Raw genomic sequence first — 23,656 nt, forward strand, 5'->3', positions numbered from 1 at the left:
TAAGGCCCGCGATTTCCCGTCCCTCTCGCAGGTTGTGTGCAAGCCATGGCCAAAGCCGCCTCGAAGCCTAAGAAAATGCCAGCGAAATCAAAGTCCTCTGCCAAGGCGAAAGCCGCCCCGCCAGCCCGAAAGACGCTTCCCAAGAGCGCCGCGAAGCCGGCCGCCAAATCCGTCGCCAAGCCGGTCGCCAAGCCCGCCGCGAAGGCGGTGAGCAAGCCGGTTGCGCCGAAGGCTGCCGCCAAGCCGGCGCCAAGCGCGGTCAAGGCCGGCAAGTGGGTCTTCACGTTCGGCGACGGCAAGGCCGAGGGCAAGGCCGACATGCGCGACCTGCTCGGCGGCAAGGGCGCCAACCTCGCCGAGATGGCCAATCTCGGCCTGCCGGTGCCTCCGGGCTTCACCATCCCGAGCTCGGTCTGCACCTACTTCTACGCACACGACAAGACCTATCCGAAGGAGTTGCAGTCGCAGGTTGAGAAGGCGCTCGACTATGTCGGCAAGTTGACCGGCAAGGTTTTCGGCGACACCAAGAACCCGCTGCTCGTGTCCGTGCGGTCCGGTGCGCGTGCCTCGATGCCGGGCATGATGGATACCGTCCTCAATCTCGGCCTCAACGACCAGACCGTGGAAGCGCTGGCGGAACTGTCGGGCGATCGCCGCTTCGCCTATGACAGCTATCGCCGCTTCATCACCATGTATTCGGACGTGGTGCTCGGCTTCGAGCATCATCACTTCGAGGAAATCCTCGACACCTTCAAGGACAGCCAGGGCTATTCGCTCGACACCGACTTGTCCGCCGAGGACTGGGTCGATCTGGTCGGCAAGTACAAGGACGCAGTCGCGCGCGAGACCGGCAAGGACTTCCCGCAGGATCCGCACGACCAGCTCTGGGGCGCGATCGGCGCGGTGTTTTCCTCCTGGATGAACGCGCGCGCGGTGACCTACCGCAAGCTGCACGACATTCCGGAATCCTGGGGCACCGCGGTCAACGTGCAGGCCATGGTGTTCGGCAACATGGGCGAGACGTCGGCGACCGGCGTCGCCTTCACGCGCAACCCCTCGACCGGCGAGAGCAAGCTCTACGGCGAGTTCCTGATCAACGCGCAGGGCGAGGACGTGGTGGCGGGCATCCGCACGCCGCAGGACATCACCGAGGAGGCGCGGAAGGAGTCGGGCTCCGACAAGGCGTCGATGGAATCGGCGATGCCGGAGGCGTTCAAGGAGCTGACGCGCATCTACACGCTGCTCGAGAAGCACTACCGTGACATGCAGGACATGGAGTTCACGGTTGAGCAGGGCAAGCTCTGGATGCTCCAGACCCGTGGCGGCAAGCGCACCGCGAAGGCGGCGCTGCGCATCGCGGTCGAGCTCGCCAACGAGGGCCTGATCTCCAAGAAGGAAGCCGTGACGCGGATCGACCCGGCCTCGCTCGACCAGCTCCTGCATCCGACCATCGATCCCAACGCCAAGCGCGACGTGATCGCGACCGGCCTGCCGGCTTCGCCGGGTGCTGCCTCCGGCGAGATCGTGTTCTCCTCGGATGAGGCGGCCAAGCTGCAGGCCGACGGGCGCAAGGTCATCCTGGTCCGTATCGAGACCAGCCCCGAAGACATCCACGGCATGCACGCCGCCGAAGGCATCCTGACCACGCGCGGCGGCATGACCTCGCACGCCGCGGTGGTCGCGCGCGGCATGGGCAAGCCCTGTGTCTCCGGCTGCGGCACGATCCGCGTCGATTACGGCCGCGGCACCATGAGCATCGGCTCGCGCACCTTCAAGACCGGCGACGTCATCACCATCGACGGCTCGCTCGGCCAGGTGCTGGCCGGCCGCATGCCGATGATCGAGCCGGAGCTCTCCGGCGAATTCGGCACGCTGATGAACTGGGCCGACCAGGTCCGCAAGATCGGTGTGCGCGTCAATGCCGACACGCCGGAAGACGCGCGCACCGCGCTCAAATTCGGCGCGCAGGGCATCGGTCTCTGCCGCACCGAGCACATGTTCTTCGAGGAGACGCGCATCCGCACGGTGCGCGAGATGATCCTCTCCGAGGACGAGCAGTCGCGCCGTGCCGCGCTCGCCAAGCTCCTGCCGATGCAGCGCGCCGACTTCGTCGAGCTGTTCGAGATCATGAAGGGTCTGCCCGTCACGATCCGGCTTTTGGATCCCCCGCTCCATGAGTTCCTGCCGCACACCCATGCCGAGATCGAAGAAGTGGCGCGTGCCATGAACACCGATCCGCGGCGCCTGGCTGACCGTGCGCGCGAGCTCTCGGAGTTCAATCCGATGCTCGGCTTCCGCGGCTGCCGCATCGCGATCGCCTATCCGGAGATCGCAGAGATGCAGGCGCGCGCGATCTTCGAGGCCGCCGTCGAGGCTGAGAAGCGCACCGGCAAGGCCGTTGGCCTCGAGGTGATGGTGCCGCTGATCGCGACCAAGGCCGAGCTCGACCTCGTCAAGGCGCGGATCGATGCGACCGCCAAGTCCGTGATGCGCGAGACCAACACCAAGCTCGCCTATCAGGTCGGCACCATGATCGAGTTGCCCCGCGCCTGCCTGCTCGCGGCCGAGATCGCGGAGAGCGCCGAGTTCTTCTCCTTCGGCACCAACGACCTCACGCAGACCACCTACGGCATCAGCCGCGACGACGCCGCGAGCTTCCTCGGGCCTTACGTGACGAAGGGCATCCTGCAGATCGATCCCTTCATCGCGCTCGATCAGGAAGGCGTCGGCGAGCTCGTCAAGATCGGCGTCGCGCGCGGCCGCAAGACGCGCACTTCGCTCAAGGTCGGCATCTGCGGCGAGCACGGCGGCGATCCCGCCTCCGTCGCGTTCTGCCACGCGGTCGGTCTCGACTATGTCTCCTGCTCGCCCTATCGCGTGCCGATCGCCCGCCTTGCCGGCGCGCAGGCCGCGCTCGGCAAGGCCGTCGCGAGCCAGGCGTGAGCGAAGACTGAGACTTGAGATGCGAGAGAGGCGGGGGCAAACCCCGCCTCTTTTATTTTGAGGCGACACTCTATCCATGCGTCATTGCGAGCGCAGCAAAGCAATCCAGAGTCTCTCCGCGGAGACAGTCTGGATTGCTTCGCTGCGCTCGCAATGACGAGATTGGTGCACACACGCGCCACACGCTCAGTGTCATCGCCCGCCTTGTGCGCAATTGCGCACTGGAGCGGGCGATCCAGTATTCCAGAGACAGCGCGAGGATACGGATAGGCCGCGGCGTACTGGATGCCCCGGTCAAGCCGGGGCATGACAGCGGTGATGATGTGGACGCGCGCACACCTGCGACGACGGAACCGCGTCTGTCCCGCAATGAGACGTGCCGTCAAGAGTTCCTTCACCATTCGCATTGACCGAATGTTTACCGCTTCACGTGAGCGGGCATTTACCAACAGGCGCGAACGCCCCGTGAAAACACCTGCGATTGCTTGAGTGTGTTGCGCGCGCAACGTCGATTAACGCCCCGGCAACCTAAATTGGATACTGACGATAAAGATCGAATTGCACGGATGTGCCGACTTCGATCAAACGAGCGTAAGCGTTGCGTGAGCGTATCGATGTTTATGTTGCGTAACCATCCGAGGGGCGCGCGGTTCGCGTCCTTCGGCATCGGTCTCTGCATCTTCGCATTGATGCCGAGAGAGACCGGCTATCAGGACATTGCTTCGTTGCTGGCGCGCCAACCCGGCGTCGCCGAGCGCTGGCAGAAGCAGGTGTTTTCGGCGGCGTCCTCGATCCAACTCGCCACCTACAGCTTTGCCCGTCCGATCGGAACCTCGGTGCCGCAGAGCGCGATGTATCGCCTCGCGAGCCTGGATGGCCGCGACATCACCGGTACGGTCACCCGCAATCCGGCGCTCCAGACGCCGCCGCGCTATCAGGCCTCCGATTTTCCCAAGGTCGACCGATCGCTGAAGGGTGACCGCCTCGTCACCGTGGCACCAACGCCGACGCCCGAGACGGTGACGCCGCCTGCGCAGGAAGATCCCGCGACCTTCAACAGTTCGGTGTTCGGCGCCAAGACCGCGGCGCTGCCACAGCCGATGTCACCGGAGTCCGCGGCTGCGCTCGATCCCGAGCTCCAGGAGGCGCTGCGCGCCCCGCCGCTGCCGCAATATTCCAACCCGCCGAAAGCCGGCGACACTGCGTTGTCGCTGGCGGCCCAGCCGCTCGACGCGCTGAAGCAAGTTTCGGTGGCGGCCGCGCCGTCGCGTGATCCTTTCAGCGTGAAGACGTCGAACCTGTTTTTCGGCAGTTCCTCGCTCGGCGGCAGCCTGGGGAGCATCGAGAGCTGGCAACCCGGCGCCGAGCCGCTGATCGTGGTGCCCGATCCCGACATGAAGGTGATGGCCTCGCTGCCGCCGCCGTCGGAGGACGTTGCCAAGGTCACCGAAGGCGGCGAGAGCGTCGCGCCGAAGGGCGAGGTCAACGCCGACGACCAGCGCGCAAGGTCTCCGGCCGAGCGTCTCGCCCTCGACGAGAAGGCGCGCGCGAAATCCGAGAAGTGTCTCGCGGAAGCCGTCTACTTCGAGTCCCGCGGCGAAGCCGTGCGTGGCCAGATCGCGGTGGCGCAAGTCGTGATGAACCGCGTGTTCTCCGGCAAATATCCGGACACGGTGTGCGGCGTGGTCTACCAGAACAAGTACCGCCACTTCGCCTGCCAGTTCACCTTTGCCTGCGACAACAATCCCGACGTGATCCGCGAGCCCGAGATGTGGGAGCGCGCCAAGAGGATCGCGAAGGCGATGCTGGATGGCCAGATCTGGCTGCCCGAAGTTGGCAAGTCCACGCATTATCACGCCTATTGGGTGCGCCCGTCCTGGGTCGCCGAGATGAAGAAGATGTACAAGTTCGGCGTGCACACCTTCTACCGCCCGCGCGCCTGGGGCGATGGCAGCGAGGAGCCGAGCTGGGGCACGCCGGCGCAGACCGCCGCGCTGTCGGCCGAGCTCGCCCAGGAAGCCAAGAGCTCCGCCGAGATGGGTGTGAGCGAGCGGCGGTAGTGCGATCAGACTTGCCGCAGTGTAGGTCCGCTCCCTCGCCCCGCTTGCGGGGAGAGGGTTGGGGTGAGGGGGAGTCTCCACAGGGGCGGCTGGACTCGTGGAGACTCCCCCTCACCCGGAATCCGCGCGTGCCGCGCGTATTCCGGCCTCTCCCCGCAAGCGGCCCGCAAGCGGGGAGAGGCAAAAACAACCTCACGCCTCGATATCCAGCGCGCAGTCGAAATTCGGCGCGGAATGCGTCAGCGCACCCGATGAGACGTAGTCGACGCCGGTCGCTGCGATTGCCGCGATCGACTCCTGCGTTACACCGCCCGACGCTTCCAGCGCGACGCGGCCGGCCGCAAGCTTCACTGCCTCGCGCAGCGTCGCGAGGTCCATGTTGTCGAGCAGCACGGCGTCGGCAAGACTGGTGTCGAGCACTTCGCGCAATTGCGCGAGCGTATCGACCTCGATCTCGATCTTGACGAGATGGCCGGCATGGGCGCGGGCGCGCTCCAGCACGGGGCGGATGCCGCCGGCGACGGCGATGTGGTTGTCCTTGATCAGGATCGCATCGTCGAGGCCGAAGCGGTGATTGAAGCCGCCGCCGCAGCGCACGGCATATTTCTCCAGCGCCCGAAGTCCCGGTGTGGTCTTTCGTGTGCAACAGATGCGCATCTTCGTGCCCTCGGTCCGGCGGACGTAGTCGGCCGTGAGCGTCGCGATGCCCGACAGGCGGCCGACGAAGTTCAGCGCGGTTCGCTCCGCGGTGAGAATGGCGCGCGCGGGACCGGTGATCGTCAGCACGTGCTGTCCGCGAGCAACGCGCGCGGCGTCGCGGACATGCGCCCGGACCTCGACGTCGGGCGAGAGTTTTTGCAGCGTCGCGAGCGCCAACGGCAATCCGGCGATGACGCCGGACTGGCGTGCGACCAGGATGGCCTGTGCCGTCGTAACCTCCGGGATCGTCGCAAGCGAGGTGATGTCTCCGGCGCGGCCGAGATCCTCATCGAGTGCGCGGTGCACGGCTTCGTCAATCGCGAGCGGCGAGAGGAAGGCGTCGGGATTGAGTAGAGAGGTGGGCGAAATCATCAAGAGCTCCATCAGGCGATCATGGGTTGCGCGACTCGCGGCAGCGGATGTTCGGCAAAGCTTTCGGCCACCTCGCGCGCCGCTGAGAGCGTGGTCATGGTCCGTTGCGCGCGCGAGGTAACGTCCGCCGGATGGTCGGAGCGGAAGTGCGCGCCGCGGCTCTCGCGCCGGGTCCATGCCGCGGCCGCCACGAGCAGGGCTGCTGTCGCCATGTTGCGCAGCGCGATGCTGGTGGCCTCGCGCTCGAGCGCGCTAAAGTGGCGCACCGCCTCCGCAAGCCCATCGCCGTCGCGGATGACGCCGACGCGCGAGCTCATCATCGACCGCAGCCGCTTCACGGTTTGAATGTCGGGTGCTCCGCCGCGCGGCGTCACCACCACATCAGGAAGGCGGGCAGGCGAGGGGATCGCGCAGCCGGCAATGTCGTCGGCAATGCGCGCGGCATAGACCACCGCCTCAAGCAGCGAATTGGAGGCGAGCCGGTTGGCGCCATGCGCGCCGGTCGAGGATACCTCGCCGCCGGCCCAGAGCCCGTCGATCGAGCTGCGGCCGCGCGCGTCCACCGCGATGCCGCCCATGTGGTAGTGCGCGGCCGGTGCGATCGGGATTGCTTGGGTGGCGGGATCGATGCCGGCGGCGATGCAGCTCGCATGCACGGCCGGAAATTTCTCGGCGAACCGCGCTCCCAGCGCCTCTCGCGCGTCGAGGAACGCACCGCGCCCGGCCGCGATCTCGGCGAACACGCCGCGGGCTACGATGTCGCGCGGCGCGAGCTCGGCGAGCGGATGGCGCGCCAGCATGAAGCGCTCGCCATTGCCGTTGATCAGCGTCGCACCTTCGCCGCGCAGCGCTTCGGTTGCGAGCGGCGCCGGGTCGCGCCCGACCATGATGGCGGTGGGATGGAACTGCATGAATTCGGGGTCGGCGATCACCGCACCGGCGCGCGCGGCGATCGCAAGGCCCGAACCGCTGGCCTCGACCGGGTTGGTGGTGACGCCATAGAGATGGCCGATGCCGCCGGTTGCGAGCACCACTGCGCGCGAGGCGATCATCATCGGCCTGGCCGCGAAATTGCCGGCCTCCCGCAACTGAAGGCCGGTGACGTAACCGTCCTCGGTCAGCAGCGCCTCGGCAGCAAAGCCCTCGATGATGCGGATCGACGGTGTGCGGCGCACGGCTTCGCTCAAGGCGGCGATGATCGCCGCGCCCGCCCCGTCGCCGCGCACATGCACGATGCGCCGAGCCGAATGCGCCGCTTCGCGGCCGACGGCGAGTTTACCTTCGAGGTCCCGGTCGAACGGCACGCCATAAGCGAGAAGGTCGCGGATCCGCGGCGCGGCCTCGCGCGCGATCCCGAGTGCGACCGCTTCATCGACGAGGCCGCCGCCGACCGCGACGGTATCCGCGGCATGCGCCTCGGGGCTGTCGCCTTCAGCAACGGCCGCGGCGATGCCGCCTTGCGCCCACGCAGACGATGCGCCCTGTCCGAGCGGCGCCACCGAGATCAGCGTCACCGGACGTGGTGCCAGCTTCAGCGCGCAGAACAGCCCGGCAAGGCCGCCGCCGACGATGACGACGTCGTCGGTAGTGCGGGTGAGGTTGTGGATGTTGTTTGTCATGGCCGTCTCCGAGTTCTCCACCGTCGTCCCGGCGAAGGCCGGGACCCATAACCCGCGGCGGTAGTTGTTGTGCGAAGCTGTTTGACGTCGTTCTTCGCGACGACATTTCCCTGTGGTTATGGGTCCCGGGACGACAGCTTTGTTCGCTGCTGCTTGTTGCCTTCAATTCTTCAGATTGATCATCCGCTCGACCGATCTCCGTGCGCGCTCCGCAAGCGCGGGATCGATCGTCACCTCCTCGCGGAGCGTCAGCAGGCTGTCCAAGATGTTGGCGAGCGTGATGCGCTTCATGTGCGGGCAGAGATTGCAGGGACGCAGCATCTCGACCTCGGGGAGCTCGGCGCGCACATTGTCGGCCATCGAGCATTCGGTGATCATCACGAGCCGTCGCGGCCGCTTGTTGCGCACCCAGTTGATCATGTGCGCGGTCGAGCCTGTGAAGTCGGCTTCCGCCAACACGTCCGGCGGACATTCCGGATGCGCGATGATCTGCACGGTTGGATCGGCCTCGCGAAAGGCGCGCAGCTCCTCGCCGGTGAAGCGCTCATGGACCTCGCACGCGCCCTTCCATGCGATGATCTTTACGTCGGTTTTTGAGGCCACATAGGTCGCGAGATAGCGGTCGGGCAGGAAAATCACGCTTGGCGCGTTCAGGCTCTCGACCACTTGCACCGCGTTCGACGAGGTGCAGCAGATGTCGACCTCGGCCTTCACCTCCGCCGACGTGTTGACATAGGCGACCACGGGCACGCCGGGAAATTTTCCGCGGAGCAGCCGCACGTCGGCACCCGCGATGCTGGCGGCGAGCGAGCAGCCGGCACGGGGGTCGGGGATCAGAACCGTCTTGTCGGGATTGAGCAGTTTCGAGGTCTCGGCCATGAAGTGCACGCCGCACTGGACGATGGTGTCGGCCTTCACCTTGGTCGCTTCGACCGCGAGCTGGAGCGAGTCGCCGCCGATGTCGGCGACGCAGTGGAAGATCTCCGGCGCCTGGTAGTTGTGCGCGAGGATCACCGCGTTGCGCGCCTTCTTCAGCTCGTTGATCGCCTTGATGGTCGGCGCCATCAGCGGCCACTCTATCGGCGGGATGACGTGCTTGACGCGGTCGTAGAGATGCGCGGTGGCCGCTTCGACCTCGGCCGTCCATTCCAGCGACGGCGTCGGCAGCGCGGCCCCTGTGCGAACAGGCGCGGGGCGGGCGGCGGTGGTGGACTGGCCCTGCGGCCGGTTGGTGAAATCGTCGGGGCCGTAAATTCCAGTGATCGGCATCGAAGCCTCCCGTGCATGTTAATTATACTCAGTATGAGTATATATAGAGCCTGAGAAATCCGGCCGAGAGGCCGGGTTGGATTTTCATCCCAGCGCCAATATGCTCAAACTGAGTAAATCTAAGATAACACGTCGCGCGGAGAGCTGCTAGGTCCTGCCGCACACATTCTCGTCAAGTTGCGCCTCGCGCGTCGGGCGAGGCCTCGTTGAAACGCAATGCTCCTGCGGAAGCTCTTCGTAGGACGCAATCATTTTCGACTTGGGATTTTCATGCAATTGCATTAAACGCGCTGTGCGCGGCCGCCTATCCCGGATCGGCCAGCGACAGATAAGGAACTCCATGTCGACACAAGTGGGCGAGCTCGGTTCGGCTTCACGTTCCTCCAGCTGGCGCACGCCGGCCGTCATCATTCTCTGCGGCTGCGCGATCGGCACGCTTGGATTTGGTCCGCGCTCAGCGCTCGGCTTCTTCGTGCAGCCGATGAGCCATGAGTTCGCCTGGGGCCGCGACGTGTTCGGCCTTGCGATCGCGGTGCAGAATCTGTTGTGGGGACTGGGTCAGCCGTTCGCCGGCGCGATCGCCGACCGCTTCGGCCTGTTCCGGGTGATGTGCGTCGGCGCCGTGCTTTACGCCGGCGGCCTGTTGCTGATGCGCTATTCGTCGACGCCGCTGTCGCTCAATATCGGCGCGGGCGTGATGGTCGGCTTTGGTCTCGCCGGCTGCTCGTTCAATCTGGTGCTGTCGGCATTCAGCAAGCTGTTGCCGGCCGAAAAGCGCGGCTTGGCGCTCGGCGCCGGCACCGCGGCGGGATCGTTCGGCCAGTTCCTGTTCGCGCCGATCGGCGTGGCGCTGATCGATAATTTCGGCTGGCAGCAGGCGCTCACCGTGTTCGGCTTCCTGATGCTCCTGATCATTCCGCTATCGCTGGCGCTCTCCACGCCACCGGTCGAAAGCTCCGCCAGCGCGGCGCCTGCGGACGAGCAGTCCTTCACGAAGGCGCTCGCCGAGGCCTTCGGTCATCGCTCCTATGTGCTGCTGGTGCTCGGCTTCTTCACCTGCGGCTTCCAGCTCGCTTTCATCACGGTGCATTTGCCGGCCTTCCTGGTCGACCGCGGCATCTCGACGCAAACCGGCGGCTGGGTCATCGCGGCGATTGGCCTGTTCAACATCATGGGCTCGCTCAGCGTCGGCTATCTCCAGAACTACCTGCCCAAGCGCTACATCCTCTCCACGATCTACCTCACCCGGGCGCTCGCGACGTTCGCCTTCATCTCATTCCCGATCACGCCGTTCTCGGCGATCGCATTCGGCGCGATCTCCGGACTCACCTGGCTGTCGACGGTGCCGCCGACCTCGGCACTGGTGGCGTTGATGTTCGGCACGCGCTGGCTTGCAACGCTCTACGGCTTTGCCTTCGTCAGCCATCAGGTCGGCGGCTTCCTCGGCGTCTGGCTCGGCGGCATCGTGTTCGAGCGGTTCGGTTCCTATACGCCGATCTGGTGGCTCTCGATCCTGTTCGGCGTGCTCTCGGCGCTGATCAACCTTCCGATCGTGGAGAAACCTGTCTCCAGAGCGGTTGCGCAGCCTGCCTGATCGGCTAAACATCCCTGAAACAAGCCAGGGAGTTCAGTCGTGGCAACGTTCAAGGCGATCCGGATCGACAAGGCGGACAAGGGCACCACCGCCGCGCTCACGCAGTTTGACGAAGCCGAACTGATGGACGGCGACGTCACCGTCCGCGTGGAATGGTCGACGCTGAATTACAAGGACGGGCTCGCGCTCACCGGCAAGGCGCCGGTGGTGCGGCGTTTCCCGATGATAGCAGGCATCGACTTTGCCGGCACGGTCGAGCAATCCTCCCATCCGCAATGGAAGGCGGGCGACAAGGTGGTCTGCACCGGCTGGGGCATGAGCGAGACCCATCTCGGCGCCTATGCCGAGAAAGCGCGGGTGAAAGGCGACTGGCTGGTCGCCCTGCCGCAAGGCCTGTCGGCGCGCGACGCCATGGCGATCGGCACCGCGGGCTTTACCGCGATGCTCTCGGTGCTGGCTCTGGAGAAGCACGGGCTTTCGCCGAAGAGCGGCCCGATAGTGGTGACCGGTGCGGCCGGCGGTGTCGGCTCGGTCGCAACGGCCGTGCTGTCGAAGCTCGGCTATCATGTCATCGCCTCAACCGGCCGCGCCTCCGAGGCCGATTATCTCAAGGACCTCGGAGCAGCCGAAGTCATCGACCGCAACGAATTGTCGGCACCCGCAAAGCCCCTCGCCAAGGAGCGCTGGGCGGGCGGCGTCGACAGCGTCGGCTCGACCACGCTCGCCAACCTCCTGTCGATGACCAAGTATGGCGGAGCGATCGCGGCCTGCGGCCTCGCCGCCGGCATGGACCTGCCATCCTCGGTCGCGCCGTTTATTTTGCGCGGAGTGTGCCTTCTCGGCATCGATTCGGTGATGTGCCCGCTGCCGCCGCGGAAGGCCGCCTGGCAGCGCCTGGCCTCCGATCTAGATCGGACAAAACTATCTGAAATCACTAATGAAATTTCGCTCGGCGAGGCCATCGAATGGGGTCCGAAAATTCTCGCGGGCCAGGTCCGCGGCCGGATCGTGGTAAAAATTGTCTAACGGCGTTCAGACTTTACCAACCAAGCTGCTCCAATGTTGCCATGGTTAGTATGGTAAGCAGCGGGTAAAGAGATCAGGCTCGCCCGCTGTTGGGGTTGTTCGGAGTTTGAGCATGCTTGCGCGTATTGTGTTGGGGGCTGTCACGGCGGCAGCGACGTTTGCGCCGGCCATTGCTGGAAGCATGAATGCCGATGAGGCGCGCCGTTTCGTTGCCGGCAAGGTCTTCGCCTTCACCTGCTTCGACGGCACCCGCGGCGCAGGCCGCATTCTCGACGATCTCGGCGCCGCCGGCGCGGTGCAGTTCTCAGGCGCAGGTCCGGTGCGCCACATCCGCCTGCCCGGCAACACGCTCCAGATCCGCGGCCAGAACGTCTGCGCCTCGATCAAGGGCATTCCGTTCGAGCCGTGTTTCAACCTCGAAAAGACCGATGAGCGCAGCTTCCGCGGCTCGGTGTCGGGCATGGGCTTCGCCTATTGCGACTTCCATCACCAGGGCGGCAACCAGATGCTGATGGTGCGCGCCGTTGCGCGGCCGCGCTCGCTGCGCTCGTCGGAGCGTACCGGTTCGGCCGGCACGTCGAGCACCGAAGTCGCCGCACGCGTCGAGACGCCGCGCGTCGAGAGCGGCCGGCTCGAGCCGGTGAAGTCGGAGCCCGCCAAGAACGAAGGGCCGCTCGAACTGCGCCGTTCGACCGACTGAATGTTTGGCCGCGCGCACCGGCGATTGCGCGCTTCCTGTTGACAACATCCAGCAGCCATCAAGCCGCCGCGCCGTAGTCATACGGGCGGCGGCTTTCATGTCTTGGTAGCGACTGGCGCCACAGGTTGCGTGACGGCCGGAGGCGTGGCCCGATGAATGGGTTCAACGATGCCGCTTTATTTCTTTCGCATCAGTACCGGCCGCTATTCCGGCGCCGCCGATCAGCCGTACGAGTTCGAGGATCGCGCAGCCGCCTGGACCGAGATGACCGAGGTCTGCGCCAACCTGCTCGGCGGCATTGCGCGCAACCTGAAACCGAACGCGAATTGGCGCATGGAGCTGCTCGACGAGAACAAGAGGCCCGTCTTTCGTATCAGCCTCGTCGGCGAGACGCAGCCGCTTCCCAACCGCATCGACTGAGCGCGCGGCGTCGCGCGCGTGGCGCGACGCTGACAACTCGTCGTTGGCTTCGTCTTTCCCGCTTCCTCCAAGACGGCCGCGCAATCGCCGTCGCGCGAGCGCAGCCGGCTCAAGAGCGAGGTTGCGCGCTCCTGGACTCGGTGCGCGCGGCCTGAGGCGAGAAATGTCGGTAATTTTACGGAGGTTCCCGTTAACGGCTGTTTGCAACTATCGGGGCAATCTTACCGGATAAGAACCAGCCAGCATTGTTGAACCGACTTCCGTCGCGTCGCCCGTCGTGGCGATCGCGGCGCAGGTGATTTGCGCGTTGCTAGGTATCGTTCATCTGCGGGGACTTTTGTGATGTCGAAGTTGTCGATCCGTTTCAAGATTCTGACCGTATTGTCAGTCCTCGTGCTCTCGCTCGCCGGCGTCGGCGTGATGGCGATCAGCACCATGCAGAGCATCAATGCCCACACTGTCGAGATCGCGCAGAGCTGGCTGCCGAGTGTGCGCGCGCTGGGCTCGCTCCGCGCCGACATCAACGAGCTGCGCGTCGCGCTTCGCCTGCACCTGATGCAGGATACCGCTGAGGGCAAGGACGCCGCCGAGAAGCGGCTCGCCTCGCTGCGTGAGCGCATCGAGAAGACGCGCAAGGTCTACGAGCCCCTCATCGCGTCGCCCGAAGAGCGTGCCCTCTATGAGCAATGGACGAAGGCGTGGGCGGAATATCTGAACGGCGTGCAGGACGTGATGGCGCTGTCGCGCAAGGGCACCGGCCACTTCCCGGCTGACGCAAATGAGCTGTTGCAGACCAAAGTCGCGAAGATGGCCCAGGCGGCAGATCCGCTGCTTCTGAAGGACATCGAGCTCAACAACCAGGGCGCCGAGATGGAAACGAAGGAGGCGGCCAACAGCTACGCCACCATCTTCCGCGTGCTGGTCGGCATCATCGTGGCTTCCGTCGTCATCGCGATCGGCGCCGCCTACTATCTCGTGCGCGACGTCTCGCACGGCATCGCCTCGATCATCCGTCCCATGCAGGCGCTCGGCGACGGTGAGCTCTCGGCCGAGGTGCCGCATCGCGGCGAGAACACCGAGATCGGCTCGATGGCCGATGCGCTCCAGATCTTCAAGGAGGCACTGATCGCCAAGAAGGCAGCCGACGAGGCCGCGGCGCGCGATGCCGAGGCCAAGATCGAGCGCGGGCGCCGTGTCGACGCCATCACCCGCAATTTCGAGATCATGATCGGCGAGGTCGTCGAGACTGTGTCCTCGGCCTCGACCGAACTCGAGGCGTCCGCCGCCACCCTGAGCGGCACTGCGCAGCGCGGAAGGGAACTCGCGACCGTCGTCGCCGCGGCTTCCGAAGAGGCATCCACCAACGTCCAGTCCGTGGCGTCTGCGTCAGAAGAGCTGTCATCCTCGATCACCGAGATCAGCCGCCGCGTGCAGGACTCGGCGCGGATGGCAGCGGAGGCCGTCGAACAGGCGACCCGCACCAACGAGCGCGTCAATGCGCTGTCGCAGGCGGCGTCCCGCATCGGCGATGTCGTCGAGCTCATCAACACGATCGCGGGTCAGACCAACCTCCTCGCTCTGAACGCGACCATCGAGGCGGCCCGCGCGGGCGAAGCCGGTCGCGGCTTCGCCGTGGTCGCCTCCGAGGTCAAGGCGTTGGCCGAGCAGACCGCGAAGGCGACCGGCGAGATCGGCCAGCAGGTCGCGGGCATCCAGGCGGCGACGCAGGAGTCCGTCAGCGCCATCCAGGAGATCGGCGGCACCATCGAAAGGCTGTCCGAGGTGTCCTCCGCCATTGCTGCGGCCGTCGAGGAGCAGGGCGCAGCCACGCAGGAGATTTCGCGCAACGTGCAGCAGGCGTCGCTCGGCACGCAGGAGGTTTCGTCGAACATCACCGACGTGCAGCGCGGTGCGATCGAGACCGGCTCGGCCTCGACGCAGGTGCTGTCGGCCGCCAAGTCGCTCGCGAGCGACAGCACGCGGCTCAAGGTCGAAGTCGCGCAGTTCCTGGAGTCGGTCCGCGCGGCCTGAGCAGGATCAATCTTGATTTAATCGGTGCAAGCCCAGGATTGTGATTCACCTCTCCCGTAGGGAGAGGTCGGATCGCATCGCAAGATGCGATTCGGGTGAGGGCTACAGTCTCTCTGAGCGCCGCGGCCCCTCACCCGGATTGCATTGCAATCCGACCTCTCTCCGTTGGGGAGAGGTGAACGCCCAGGCGACAGACTTGTAGCCGCCTACGCGCTTGTCTGTGCGGCCGGCGGCGTGGCCTGCCGCCGGAACAGGATGCGCTGGTAGAGCCAGCCGATCGCGACCAGAACGATGCCGAGGCACATGAACGATAGCGCGCGGTAGACGCCCGTCAGCGTCGACATGTCGACGACGAAGGCTTTCAGGATCGTGAGCGCGATCACGATGGCGGAGGCGAGCCGCGCACGCTCCGAATTGACGAGGATGCCGACGCCGAGCAGAGCCACGCCGAAGGCGAGCCAGCCGATCGAATAGGTGTATTGCTCGGCGCCCGTGGTCCCGCCGTAAAGCAGGACCGGTCCGTGATAGAATCGGCGGATCTCCAGCGTCACGTATGCGAGAGCGAACACCAGCGCGCCGCCCGCAATTGTGTTGGCGTAGGCGACGGGACGATGCCCTGCCACCGCATAGGAGAGCAGCAACATCAGCACCGCCGGCAGCGCGTAGCCGAGCAACAGCAGGTTGAACACGAGGCCGCCGACGTCGACGCTGCTGAGCAGCCACGGGTTCTCCAGGATCAGGAGGCCAAACACGCTGATAAGTCCCGCGATCACCGTGAGCACGACCGCGCCGACATTGTGCACGACGCTGCGGCTCCTCAGCCGCAGCCGCTCCAGCCCGATCGCCATCGCGAGCGTGATGCAGACCTGGAGCGCGAACTCGAGCAGCGAGGGCGGCGACGTCATGCGGCCGCCGGTCGCGAGATGACGGATCTCCATGAAGGCGAGCAGCGCGGTGAACAGGATCGCGGCGGCCTCCACCATGCGCAGCGGTGCGTCGTCGCCGCGGCGGCGCAGGAAGCGGCTCGCCGCCCAGAACGACAGCGCCGGCAGGCCGTAGCCCCACAGCAGCCAATTGAAGATTGGCGTGGTGCCGATGGCGCTGCCGACGATGCGCGGATCATAGGCGATGCGCGCAGTGACGATCGCCGCGAAGATGGCGGCGAGCCAGCGCAGGAACGGGATCGGCCGCTGCATCGAGATCCAGGCGGTACCGAGCGACATCAGCGCCAGCGCAATCGTGAGCCAACCCTTCTCCAGCGCGAAGGTCAGCGCCAGCGCCAGCGCACCGAGTGTGCCGGTAGCGAACAGCGCGGTGGAGATCGCAACACCCGGCCGGGTCTCGCGGCGGGTGAGGGCTTCGGTAGCGGCGCCGAACGCCGCGGCGAGCAATACGGCGAGGATTGCAAACGGGATCGAGCGGTCAAGATGGGCAATGCGTGCGTAGAGCGCGACGAGAAGCGCGATTGGCGTCGCGACCGCGGTGGACGACCACACGACCGCGATGATCGCCGAGCCCGACCGGCCCTGCGCAAGGAAGCCGGCGATGCCGAGGCCGGCGGCGAAGATCGCCGCCATCACGAGATGCAGCGTCACCGCGCTGTCGGTCGAGGTCGGCCCGATGCCGGGCAGGGGGCCGCCCGGCAGCACCAGCATGTCCGGATTGGCGCGCACGGCCCATTCCGCGAACACGATGAAGACCGTCGCGCTGGCCGCTCCCAGCGCACCGGTCGCCGCGGGTGCGCGCCAGGCAACGAACAGCGTCGCACCGACGAGAAGGGTGAAGGCGATCAGCGCGAGATCGGCATGCGCGCTCGACAGTACGATCAGCATCGCGCCGAACAAATAGGCTGCGAGCGCGCTCGACGAGACCGGCTCGATCTGTCCGTCCTCGATTGTGGGGCCGAACATGAAGCCACAGACAACGAGGAGCGCGGCGAGCACGAAGCCCGCGATCACATGGAAGGCGTGCGGAGCGACCTGCAAGTCGCCGGTATCGAGGCCCGGGAAGGTCCAGAGCACGGCGAAGACGATGGTCGTTACCGCGAGCCAGCGCCACAGCCGGATACGCGCGAGGCCGAAACTCGCGGCGGTGACGATCGCGAGGTAGACGTAGAGCGCCCAGAAGTCCGGCTTGCCGCTGGAGACGAGGGCAGGCGTGATGAACGCGCCGACCACGCCAAGGCCGGCGAGCGCGGCTCCATGTAGCAGCGCAGCGGCGAGCGTGCCGAGCGCGACGAGGCCGAGCAGCACGAAGGCGGTGGCGGGAACAAGGAAGTCGTAGAGCGCGTAGGCAGCGTAGATGGTCGCAAACGCCACCGCCGTTCCGGCCGCGGTGAGGATCGCCGGAATGTTGGCGATCGGCAGCGCCTGGATGTTGGAGATGCTCTCCTTGCGGCGCGTCCACTCCCCGGCGCCGAGCAGCGCCAGCGCGAACAGGCCGCCGAGCGCGACGCGCACGCCTGGGCCGACGAGGCCGGCCTCGATCGAATAGCGCACCATGAAGAATCCGCCGAGCGCGAGCGCAAGCCCGCCGATCCACACCACCCAGCGCGTGCCGAGGCGCTCCTCGAATCCGGGTGCGGAGGCCGGTATCGGCGGCGGCGCCTCAGCGCTTGGCTCGAGCGGCGGCGGTGCGACGGGATCGGCAACGAGCGGCGGTGCCAGTTCGGCCTCGGACGTGATGGGCGGCGGCTCTGGCGTGGCTTCCCCAGGCGCCGAGGCTTCCTCCTGGAAAGGCATCAGCGGCGGCGGCTGCGCTGGCCGTTGGCCTTGCAGCGCGGCTTCCAGCGTGCTCAGCCGCCTGCGCAATTCGGTCGCCTGATTGGAGGCCTTCATCGCGATCAGGAAGGCGGCGACCGCGAGCATCACCGCAAAGACGTCGAACGGGGCGTCGAACATAAGGCCTCCAGGCGATCGGCGCGCAATCAACCGATCGCGCAAATCTTGGTCTAGCGCCGGGAGCGCATGCGCAAGCCGGGCGCCGGCCGCTCCTGGAGCACTTCGCGGCGGAAGCGATAGAGCGCTGCCGGCCGTCCGCCGGTCTGTGTCGACATCACCCCAGTTGGTTCGACCAGGGCTTCCGTCTCGACCAGGCGGCGGAAATTCTGCTTGTGCAGGTGCCGGCCGGAGATCGCCTCCACCGTGTGCTGCAATTCCGTGAGTGTGAACTCGGCAGGCAAAAGTTCAAAGACGACAGGACGATACTTCAGTTTTGCGCGCAGCCGCGCAATGGCGGTGGCGAGGATCCGGCGGTGGTCGTACCGCATCGAGGTGCCGAGCGCGGGAAGCGTCTTGCGTGCTAATGCCGCAGGACGGCCGTCGCGCCGCGCTTCCTCGATCAGGCCGGCTTCATAGAGCAGCTCGTAGCGGTCGAGCACGCGCTCCTCGTCCCAGGCCGCGCCGTCGAGGCCGAAATAGAGCCGCACGCGATCCTTGCGCGGCAGCGCGCGCGTCGTCTCCGGCGTCTCTGCCTCGGCCCAGGCGCTCAGCGCCGGGATGATGTCGCGGGCGATGATCGCGGGCGGCGCCTCGCGCCAGTCCTCCCAGGGAAAGAACCGGTACCAGGGCTCGAAGCTCGCCGCCGTCGCGGCGACCGCGCCGTCGACGGCGCGCGTGAGCGCGAGATAGCCGATCGACACGATGTGCGCGCCGGTGTCGGCTGCCTCCGCATGGCGGCCGCGATCGCCGAACGTGTAGAGCTGCTCGACATAGCCGAGCCTCAAGGCCGTCTGCGCCTCGACCCAGGCGCGCAGGCCGATCTCGAAGGTGCGATGGCTCAGCGCATCGAACGGACCGAACGGCAGGCCGATAAGCCCGTCGTCGCCGCGCGCGGTAAGGATCCGCGGCTCATGGTCCTCGATCGCGACGATCGCGGCGGTCAGGCCGATCTCGATCGGCGTCAGCAGCTTGTCGCTCATGCGGCTGATGTCGCGAAGGTCATGAGAACAGTTCGCCGATTCGTTGGAACGGCTTGTCCACGAACTCGCTGCACCTCTCCCGCTTGCGGGGGAGGTCGGATCGCATCGCAAGATGCGATCCGGGTGGGGGCTCTCTCCACTCGGGGAGCGTTCATTGCGGAAGCACCCCCACCCCAACCCTCCCCCGCAAGCGGGAGAGGGAGCGCACTTACGATGTGGCGCGCCACTGTCATTCGAGCGCGATCGCGAAAGGGCGGCCCTCGACCATCATCGCGCCCGGTCCCATCTCGTCGAGCGCGCGCAACATGCGGCCGTTGCGCCCCAACGCGCGGTCGGCAAGGCTGACAATGCGCCGGTTCGGCGAGGCGATCGGCGAGGCCGCGCGGATCTTTCTGGCGATCTCGATCTCGTCGCGCTGCGGGTTGAGTGCACAGGCGGCGGCAAATGCGCTTGCGGTGGAGCGGCTGATGCCGGCGTAGCAATGCACGACCATCGGGGCGATGCGGTCCCAACCCCGCACGAAATTCAAGACCTGCTCGATATGCGCTTCGGAGGGTGCGACGAAGCCGTCCATCTCCTCGGTGATGTCGTCCATCGACACCTTGAGATGGTTTGCCGGCAGCACCGACACCGGCCGCGCCACCTGCTCGACATTGGCCATCACCGTCAGCACATGGCTGGCTCCGGTGAGGCGGACGGTTTCGGGAAGCGCGGCGAGGGAACAGACGTGGATCATGGCGGACCTTTTTGCCGCCGATTATAGCGAGCGCAGGCGGCATGAGCAAAGCGAAGCCCAACGGCTCCGTTCATCACTTCGTCGTCCCGGACAAGCGAAGCGCAGATCCGGGACCCAACCACAGGGTTGGGTTTTGCGACGACTCGTGGTTACCAGTCTCGCGCCGCAACCTCTTCCTGGGGTTATGGATCCCGGCCTTCGCCGGGACGACGGCGAAGCGAGAGGCGCCACCAGCGCTCGATAACACTCACGCAAACACCGCATTGAACCGCTCGAGGAACTGCTTCTCGGCCCGCGCCGCGGTCCACGGCGTGAGATAGTCGCGCCGGACGCTGTCGGGCAGGCCTGGATCGCGGCCGAACAGGCGTTTTGCCTCGGCCTCGCCAAAGCCGGCGAGCTCGGTCGCCTCCAGATAGGCTGCGCCCCGATCGGCGGCCTTGATCGCCATCGTGATCTCCTCCGGCAGTACCGGCGGCAGGCCGAAGCGGATGTGGATGGCGCCGAGCAGTCGTTTCTCGACCGCCTTGTAGTGGCCGTCGAGCACGGCCTTGAACGGCGAGATCATGTCGCCGATCACATATTCGGGCGCATCGTGCAGCAGGGCTGCGAGCCGCATGCGCGGATCGACGCGCGGCATCTCGTGCCGCATCACGGTCTCGACCAGCAGCGTGTGCTGCGCGACCGAGAAGATGTGCGCGCCGGTGGTCTGGCCGTTCCAACGCGCCACGCGCGCGAGGCCGTGCGCGATATCAGCGATCTCGACGTCGAGCGGTGAGGGATCGAGCAGGTCGAGCCGCCGGCCCGACAGCATCCGCTGCCAGGCGCGGGATTGCGCATCGCGCGCCGTCTTCTTCGCGGTCATTTGACCTTGAGGCGCGGCTTGCGCTGCGTCTTGGCGCAGGTCGCGTGACAGTGGCAGTCGACGAGATGGTCGTTGACCATGCCGGTCGCCTGCATGAAGGCGTAGACGATGGTCGGGCCGACGAACTTGAAGCCGCGCGAGGACAGCTCCTTGGAGATCTGCACCGACAGCGGCGTCGAGGCCGGCACGCCCGCGGTGGTCTTGAAATGGTTGATCTTGGGCCGGCCGTCGAGGAAGTCCCACAGCAGCTTCGAGAAGCCCGGCCCCTTCTCCATGATCTCAAGATAGGATTTTGCGCTCAGGATCGCGCCGTCGATCTTGGCGCGATTGCGCACGATGCCGACATCGTTCATCAGCGCATGGACCTTCTTGGCGTTATAGCGCGCGATCTTCTCCGGCTGGAAGTCATCGAAGGCTTTGCGGAAATTGTCGCGCTTGCGCAGGATCGTGATCCAGGAGAGGCCGGCCTGGAAACCATCGAGGATCAGCTTTTCATAGAGCGCGCGGTCGTCATATTCCGGCACGCCCCATTCGGTGTCGTGATAGGTGACGTAAAGCGGATCCTCGCCCGGCCAGGGGCAGCGCGTCAGGCCGTCGGGATGCAGGCGAGGGGCGCGGCTCATGCGACGGGCTGCTTGGCTGGGATGCGAACGACGTCGGGCTCTGCGAGCTTCAACTCAAGGCCTCCGGCAGTGAGTGTCTGGCCTGCATCGAGCGCGTCGGCAACGCGGTCGATGCGCACCAGCGCGATGCCCTTGCCATCGGCGGTCGAACCAATCGTGCCGACTGGCTTGTCGCCGGCGAGAATGGTGGCGCCGGCCTCGGGCGAGGGGCCGTCGATCAGAACCTTCACGCTGCGGGTGCGCGCAGTGCCGCGATGCTGCATGCGCGAGACGACCTCCTGGCCGACATAGCAGCCCTTGTCGAAATCGACCCCGGCAAGACGATCCATGTTGGTCTCGTGCGGGAACGCATCGCCATACATGAAGTCGAGCCCGCCGCGCGGCACACCCAGTCCGATGCGGTGCGCCTCATACTCGGCGGCATCGACGATCTCGGCGCCGATGAGGTCGGCTAGCTTCTGCTTGAGTTGTTCCGGGATCAGGATGCGATAGCCGAGACCTTCGTTGCGTGGATCGGCGAAGGCGAGGTCCGGCTGGGCCGCAAGCCGGCCGTCCCAGGCCGCGAGAACGCCGAGGTCGTCGGACAGGTTTTCCACCGTGACCTTGGCGCGGAGCTTGTAGAACTTCAGCTTTGTGGCGAGGCTTTCCGCCAGCGCCTTCGGGCAGTCGATCAGGAACCCGCCGCCATGCCCTGAGGGCACTTCCGTGATCAGGAAATCGGCGATGATCTTGCCCTGCGGCGTGAGCAGCGCCCCGAATCGGCCGAGACCCGGCTCGAGCCTGTCGACGTCGGTCGTGACGAGGCCGTTGAGGAAGCCGCGCGCATCCTCGCCCGCGACCTTGACCACGCCCCGGTCGAGAAGAAACGCTGCTTTCATGCGAAAATCTCTTGCGACATGTTGCTCCGGAACGTAAGCCCGCAACGAATAAACGACAAGACCTCGAGCCCTGCGCTTGGGGATGAGAGAGACCTTCAGCCATGACCCAGCGTTTCGACGTGATCCTCAAGGGTGGCACCGTCGTCAACCAGGACGGCGAGGGCCTCCGCGACATCGGCATCGTGGGTGGCCGCATTGCCGAGATCGGCGCACTGTCGCAGGCCCCCTCCGCCGAGGTGGTCGACTGCAAGGGCCTGCACATCCTGCCCGGCGTGATGGACACCCAGGTGCATTTCCGCGAGCCCGGGCTGACGCACAAGGAAGACCTTGAGACCGGCTCGCGCAGTGCCGTGATGGGCGGCGTCACCGCCGTGTTCGAGATGCCGAACACCTCGCCGCTGACGGTGACCGAGGCCGATTTCACCGACAAGGTGAAGTCTGCCCATCACCGCATGCATTGCGATTTCGCCTTCTTCATCGGCGGCACCCGCGAGAACGTGCAGGATCTGCCCGTGCTTGAACGCGCGCCGGGCTGTGCGGGCGTAAAGGTTTTCATCGGCTCCTCGACCGGCGCGCTGCTGGTTGAGGACGATGAAAGCCTGCGCCGCATCTTCCAGGTGATCCGCCGTCGCGCCGCCTTCCATGCCGAGGACGAGTACCGCCTCAACGACCGCAAATCGCTGCGTATCGAGGGCGATGCGCGTTCGCACCCGGTCTGGCGCGACGAGACCGCGGCGCTGATGGCGACGCAGCGCCTCGTGAACCTCGCGCATGAGACCGGAAAACGCATCCACGTACTGCATATCTCGACCAAGGAAGAGATCGAGTTTCTTCGCGACCACAAGGATGTCGCCTCCTGCGAAGCGACGCCGCATCATCTCACGTTGGCCGCGCCGGAATGCTACGAGCAGCTCGGCACGCTGGCACAGATGAACCCGCCGGTGCGCTCGGCCGATCACCGCGCCGGCATCTGGCGCGGCATCGAGCAGGGCATCATCGACGTGCTCGGCTCCGACCACGCCCCGCATACGCTCGAGGAGAAGGCGAAGACCTATCCGGCCTCGCCCTCCGGTATGACCGGCGTGCAGACGCTGGTGCCCGTGATGCTCGATCACGTCAATGCGGGCCGGCTCTCTCTGGCGCGCTTCGTCGATCTCACCAGCGCCGGCCCCGCGCGTCTCTACAACATGGCCTGCAAGGGCCGGATCGCCGCGGGCTACGACGCCGATTTCACCATCGTAGACCTCAAGCGCAGCGAGATCATCACCAACAAATGGGTCGCCTCCAAAGCCGGCTGGACGCCCTATGACGGCATGCGCGTCAAGGGGTGGCCCGTCGGCACCTTCATCCGCGGCCGCCGCGTGATGTGGCAGGGCGAGCTCGTGACGCCATCGCAAGGCGAGCCGGTGCGGTTTCTGGAGACGCTGAAGCAGTAGGAGTGGTCGCGCTCGCGATCCAATCTTGCTGCGTGTGAGATGGATGCGCGCTGCCACATCTTCGGTGTCGTCCCGGCGAGGGCCGGACCCATAACCCCGACTGCATGTTGTGGCTAAGATTGGCGGCTACACTGGTCCTCCACAACCCAATCCTGTGGTTGATGGTGTGGACGGCCCCCTACGGCATCAGTGTGCCAGAATGAGGTTGTTGCAAATCTCAGACAAGGGAGCCGTCCGTGAGCCAGATTATCCGCATTGGGATGGATACGTCGAAGTATATTTTTCAATTGCATGGGGTTGATGCATCGGAATCGGTCGTGCTTCGCAAGCGGCTGAGCCGCAAGGCGATGCGGGCGTTCTTTGCCAAGCTGCCGCCGACGGTGGTGGCGATCGAGGCCTGCGGGGCTGCCCACCACCTGGCGCGAGAGCTTGGCAAGCTGGGGCACACGGCCAAGCTGATCGCGCCGCA

Annotated in this window: 17 protein-coding genes and 1 pseudogene; 9 read left to right on the forward strand and 9 right to left on the reverse strand. The window is 66.0% G+C overall.

What is annotated here, in order from left to right:
- Window positions 1-45: 45 nt before the first annotated feature.
- A complete protein-coding gene (gene ppdK / locus AYJ54_RS34720; RefSeq protein ID WP_063706270.1) occupies window positions 46-2,943 on the forward strand; it encodes a pyruvate, phosphate dikinase in 2,898 nt (965 codons plus the stop codon).
- 614 nt (window positions 2,944-3,557) lie between these two features.
- Complete coding sequence (locus tag AYJ54_RS34725; protein WP_063706272.1) at window positions 3,558-5,003, forward strand: cell wall hydrolase; 1,446 nt, start codon at window positions 3,558-3,560, stop codon at window positions 5,001-5,003.
- Between the two features lie 192 nt (window positions 5,004-5,195).
- Here AYJ54_RS34725 and nadC read toward each other — a convergent pair whose 3' ends face one another.
- From nadC to nadA, 3 genes are all read right to left on the reverse strand, one after another.
- Window positions 5,196-6,074: a carboxylating nicotinate-nucleotide diphosphorylase gene (gene nadC, locus AYJ54_RS34730; protein ID WP_063706309.1), complete on the reverse strand. Its 879-nt coding sequence runs from the start codon at window positions 6,072-6,074 to the stop codon at window positions 5,196-5,198.
- Between the two features lie 11 nt (window positions 6,075-6,085).
- Window positions 6,086-7,693, reverse strand: coding sequence for an L-aspartate oxidase (locus AYJ54_RS34735; protein WP_063706311.1), 1,608 nt, complete (start codon window positions 7,691-7,693; stop codon window positions 6,086-6,088).
- A 162-nt stretch (window positions 7,694-7,855) separates the two neighbouring features.
- Complete coding sequence (gene nadA / locus AYJ54_RS34740; protein WP_063706274.1) at window positions 7,856-8,962, reverse strand: quinolinate synthase NadA; 1,107 nt, start codon at window positions 8,960-8,962, stop codon at window positions 7,856-7,858.
- Between the two features lie 340 nt (window positions 8,963-9,302).
- Here nadA and AYJ54_RS34745 point away from each other — a divergent pair, with 340 nt between their 5' ends.
- From AYJ54_RS34745 to AYJ54_RS34765, 5 genes are all read left to right on the forward strand, one after another.
- On the forward strand, window positions 9,303-10,556 hold the full coding sequence (locus AYJ54_RS34745; RefSeq protein WP_063706276.1) for an MFS transporter: 1,254 nt from the start codon (window positions 9,303-9,305) through the stop codon (window positions 10,554-10,556).
- Between the two features lie 39 nt (window positions 10,557-10,595).
- The gene (gene acuI / locus AYJ54_RS34750) at window positions 10,596-11,582 is read left to right on the forward strand and encodes an acrylyl-CoA reductase (NADPH) (RefSeq protein ID WP_063706278.1); all 987 of its coding nucleotides are present in this window, start codon (window positions 10,596-10,598) and stop codon (window positions 11,580-11,582) included.
- A 112-nt stretch (window positions 11,583-11,694) separates the two neighbouring features.
- Complete coding sequence (locus AYJ54_RS34755) at window positions 11,695-12,282, forward strand: hypothetical protein (RefSeq protein WP_063706280.1); 588 nt, start codon at window positions 11,695-11,697, stop codon at window positions 12,280-12,282.
- 168 nt (window positions 12,283-12,450) lie between these two features.
- Complete coding sequence (locus tag AYJ54_RS34760) at window positions 12,451-12,702, forward strand: DUF6894 family protein (RefSeq protein WP_063706313.1); 252 nt, start codon at window positions 12,451-12,453, stop codon at window positions 12,700-12,702.
- Between the two features lie 342 nt (window positions 12,703-13,044).
- Window positions 13,045-14,733 carry a methyl-accepting chemotaxis protein gene (locus tag AYJ54_RS34765; protein WP_063706282.1) on the forward strand — a complete coding sequence of 563 codons (1,689 nt, stop codon included), beginning with the start codon at window positions 13,045-13,047 and terminating at the stop codon, window positions 14,731-14,733.
- A 206-nt stretch (window positions 14,734-14,939) separates the two neighbouring features.
- On the opposite strand, the gene AYJ54_RS34770 is transcribed toward AYJ54_RS34765, so the two are convergent.
- The 6 genes from AYJ54_RS34770 to ygfZ all read right to left on the reverse strand — a co-directional run bounded on the left by AYJ54_RS34770 (window position 14,940) and on the right by ygfZ (window position 21,751).
- Window positions 14,940-17,633, reverse strand: coding sequence for a DUF2339 domain-containing protein (locus AYJ54_RS34770; RefSeq protein WP_063706284.1), 2,694 nt, complete (start codon window positions 17,631-17,633; stop codon window positions 14,940-14,942).
- 50 nt (window positions 17,634-17,683) lie between these two features.
- Complete coding sequence (locus AYJ54_RS34775) at window positions 17,684-18,652, reverse strand: NUDIX hydrolase (protein WP_063706286.1); 969 nt, start codon at window positions 18,650-18,652, stop codon at window positions 17,684-17,686.
- 229 nt (window positions 18,653-18,881) lie between these two features.
- On the reverse strand, window positions 18,882-19,388 hold the full coding sequence (locus tag AYJ54_RS34780) for a tyrosine phosphatase family protein (RefSeq protein WP_063706287.1): 507 nt from the start codon (window positions 19,386-19,388) through the stop codon (window positions 18,882-18,884).
- 247 nt (window positions 19,389-19,635) lie between these two features.
- On the reverse strand, window positions 19,636-20,250 hold the full coding sequence (locus AYJ54_RS34785; protein WP_063706289.1) for a YfbR-like 5'-deoxynucleotidase: 615 nt from the start codon (window positions 20,248-20,250) through the stop codon (window positions 19,636-19,638).
- On the reverse strand, window positions 20,247-20,873 hold the full coding sequence (locus tag AYJ54_RS34790) for a DNA-3-methyladenine glycosylase I (RefSeq protein WP_063706291.1): 627 nt from the start codon (window positions 20,871-20,873) through the stop codon (window positions 20,247-20,249). Before AYJ54_RS34790 ends, AYJ54_RS34785 begins: the two co-directional genes overlap by 4 nt.
- Window positions 20,870-21,751, reverse strand: a complete 882-nt coding sequence (ygfZ, locus tag AYJ54_RS34795; RefSeq protein WP_063706292.1) for a CAF17-like 4Fe-4S cluster assembly/insertion protein YgfZ — start codon at window positions 21,749-21,751, stop codon at window positions 20,870-20,872. Before ygfZ ends, AYJ54_RS34790 begins: the two co-directional genes overlap by 4 nt.
- 101 nt (window positions 21,752-21,852) lie before the next feature.
- Here ygfZ and AYJ54_RS34800 point away from each other — a divergent pair, with 101 nt between their 5' ends.
- The gene (locus AYJ54_RS34800) at window positions 21,853-23,187 is read left to right on the forward strand and encodes a dihydroorotase (protein WP_063706293.1); all 1,335 of its coding nucleotides are present in this window, start codon (window positions 21,853-21,855) and stop codon (window positions 23,185-23,187) included.
- Window positions 23,188-23,423: 236 nt separating this feature from the next.
- A pseudogene (locus AYJ54_RS34805) lies at window positions 23,424-23,656 on the forward strand (IS110 family transposase); the annotation flags it as partial.

The sequence above is a fragment of the Bradyrhizobium centrolobii genome, from assembly GCF_001641635.1.
Lineage (GTDB): Bacteria > Pseudomonadota > Alphaproteobacteria > Rhizobiales > Xanthobacteraceae > Bradyrhizobium > Bradyrhizobium centrolobii.